The sequence below is a fragment of the bacterium genome (assembly GCA_036382775.1).
GTDB lineage: Bacteria > Hydrothermota > Tepidihabitantia > SM23-42 > JAOAFX01 > DASVHD01.
Genome location: DASVHD010000024.1, coordinates 1 through 3,257 on the forward strand (window position 1 = coordinate 1; position 3,257 = coordinate 3,257).

Consider the following 3,257-nt stretch of genomic DNA (forward strand, 5'->3'; position numbering starts at 1 on the left):
TAAACGGCAAGCGTGGGGAAATCATTCAGAGGCGAACAGAAAAACTGGCTCTGGCCAGGGTCAAACGGTCGGAATATTATAACCAATTTTCCACCTTAAATCCGACCCCTGTTTTGTCCGATTCCCGCTGAACCAGTACACTGTGGGGCAACCTCATCCTCGTTCGTCATTGCGAGCATTTTTTGTGCGCAACCTTACACCCCCTCCTTTTTTCTCCCCCCTCGAGGGCAGCATCAAAGACTAAACCCTCATCTTATTCCTCTCCCTTGGAAAGGGAGAGGGTAGGGGTGAGGGATAACTGGTGTCCCTGTGGGACAATCTCATCTTTTCAACGCTCCCAACGATATTAACGATCCAAACGTTCTCAACGATTCTCCTTACATTGACAGTGGCTTATTTTTTCCTATAATTATAAAAAGGAGACGAACCATGAATAGAGTCCGAATTTCCGTTATTGCTGTTTTTACAGTGCTTTTGGCCGTGTTCATGTTCAGCGCCACTCTTGAATCCTACATGGAAGAGGCTGGAAAATTAAGGACCGAAGAGAAAATCGATCAGGGGATCGCCCTGATGGAAAAAGCCGTGGCCGAATACCCGAAGAGTTCCGAGGCCTGGAACCTGCTCGGCGAATTGCTCGGCGACCAGGTCCAGAAAAATCCCGATTTCACGACGATGTTCAGCTATCTGGGCAGAGCCTTTGCCAGCTGGGATCGGGCGCTTGAGATCGATCCTCAAAACTTTACGGCGCGTTTTAACCGCGGCGCCTGGGCGGTCAACATTCCAAAATTCGCGGGTCAGCTGGACAAGGGCGTCGAAGACCTTAAAATCATTGTGAACATGCTGGGTGCATCCCCGGATCCGCAGATGTCCAAGCAACTCATCGGCGCATCATCCCTGCTGGCCAAGGGCCTGCAGAAACAGGGTGACTATGAAGGGGCCAGAGCGATCTGGTTGAATATCATTAAAATGGCGCCGGGAAGCGAACCGGCGAAATCCAGCCAGGACAATATCGACGGGATCGACCGGGTCATGGCGTGGTATAAGGATCACGGCGATCGTCGGCCGGAAATAGCAAAACTGCGCGCGGCGATCCTAAAGGATCCGAACCGCGTGGAATATTACAAGCAATTGGCCGCGGTCCTGGGTGATGAAGCCCAGACCGGCTATGACCCGCGGATCTATCTGGATACGGATTTCCGCACGGACCTTGCCTTCGAGGGCGCGAACATCCTGGACCGCGCCGTAGCCCTGGCCCCGGATGACCTGGAACTCCGTTTATCGCGCGCTAGTGTTTGCGTCAACATGCCTTTCTTCGTCGGAAAGCTCGAATCAGGCATCGAGGAACTGCAAAAGATCATCGCCCGGGACGCGCCGCCGGTCATAAAATCGGAAGCCCTGTACCTCCTCGGTTTTGCTTACCGGAAAAAGTCAAATACCCAGTGGACTAAGGTCGTTTCCGAATATCAGGGTACCGGCGCTTCAGAAGAGGTATTCGCCGCGCTCCGGCCCGACGTCGATCAATTGGGCGGCGAACTCAAACCGCCCTTCATAACGATCAATTTTATCCTGGGCTTCAAGGACGAACTCGCGCCCCAGACCGCGGTTTGGATCCAGGACAAGGCCGGCAATTTTATAAAAACAGTATACGTATCCGGTTTCAGCGGGTTTGCCCGCGAAAAGCAAATCGACCTGCCGGTCTATGCCGACAAATCAAAGTTCGCGGACGTGGACGCGGTGACCGGCGCGAGCATCGACCTGGGACATCACCTGTATCCATGGGACCTTAAAAACGTCAATGGTCAAACCGTGAAAAACGGCGATTATATTGTCTGCATTGAAGTTTCTTTCTGGCCCAGTATGCAGTACCAGCGGGTTGAGGTTCCGATCACCATCGGCAAAAAAGGTAACCAGGTCGTTCACAAAGAAGGTAACCTGATCCCGTACGTGGAAGTGACTTTAAAAAGATAGTAATTCTTTCTGAAATACAGATATTAGTTTTTGGATTTTCGTCATTGCGAGCCCGCCAATTAGTGTGGCGGGCGCGGCAATCACATCCGTTATCACTGGGCATTAGAATCTAAACTCTCACCTTTTTCCTCTCCCTTTAAAGGCAACATTAAAAAAACGAACATCAAAAATAATTGGTGTCCCTGTGGGAGAAATGGTTCTGGTTATACCGCCCGGATTATGGCGGAATACCTGGGTGCCCATGGGATCAAGCACATCTTTGGCAAGCCCTATCATCCCCAGACCCAGGGCAAGATCGAACGGTTCCACCGGTCGATCAAGGCGCAGGTCTGTCTGATCGTCTACTGCTCGCCGGAAGAGCTGAAACAGGGCATCGACGCGGCGATAAAGAACTACGCGCAGACGCCGCATACGGCCTTAAAGAACATGAGTCCTTTGGATGCTTATCTGGGGCGGAAGGAGGAGATCCTCAGGAAACGGGCCGAAAAGAAGATATTGACAATGGGGCACCGGCGGTTATATAATAAGGCGCTGAGAGAACATGACCGGCAACCTAAGAATGATTCCAATAATGGGAGTCCCCTTGGGGGGAAACCTTGATAAGTCTCCAACGACGTGTGGTCAAAATGTCCGGTTTACGCAGAAACATAACACCCGATATCCGATAATGGTATATAATTTAATAGGGGAAAAGTGTGGCTGAAAAAAAGGAAAAAAAGAAAGTATTCGTCTGCGATAAGGAGACAGAAAATGTTTTGGGAAAAAAACTTTAAAAAATCCGCGGATGAAGCCGGTGAATTCGCCGAGAGCGTCATCAACACCGTGCGTGAACCTTTGATCGCGCTGGATCAAGATCTCCGGGTGGTCACGGTCAGCCGTTCCTTCTATGAAGTCTTCAAGGTAAAGCCCGAAGAGACCGTGGGACAGCTTATCTATGATCTGGGCAATAAACAGTGGGATATCCCCAGGCTGCGGGAGCTGCTGGAAACCATCCTTCCGCAAAAAACGACCTTTGATAACTATGAGGTTGAACACGATTTTGCCACCATTGGTCGGCGCATCATGCTTCTGAATGCCCGGCAGATTCAAAGAGTGTCGGGCAAGGAAAGAATCATCCTCCTGGCCATCGAGGACATCACCGCGCGCAGGGAGATAGAAAGTGGACTGGAAAAAGCCCATGAAGAGTTAAAGGATTTAGCCGTCAAGTTAAAGCGCGCCGCGCAAGTAAAATCCGAATTTTTGGCCAACATGTCGCATGAACTCAGAACCCCGCTTAACTCTATTAACGG

General features: G+C 50.8%; 2 protein-coding genes and 1 pseudogene. All 3 read left to right on the forward strand.

All coding sequences use genetic code 11. The features are described from left to right. Positions 1-429 precede the first annotated feature (429 nt). Positions 430-1,968, forward strand: coding sequence for a DUF2271 domain-containing protein (locus tag VF399_04235; protein ID HEX7319550.1), 1,539 nt, complete (start codon positions 430-432; stop codon positions 1,966-1,968). Positions 1,969-2,160: 192 nt separating this feature from the next. Continuing rightward, positions 2,161-2,568, forward strand: a pseudogene (locus VF399_04240) (integrase core domain-containing protein). Between the two features lie 150 nt (positions 2,569-2,718). Continuing rightward, positions 2,719-3,257: PAS domain-containing protein (locus VF399_04245; GenBank protein HEX7319551.1), on the forward strand; the 539-nt coding region annotated here is incomplete at its 3' end.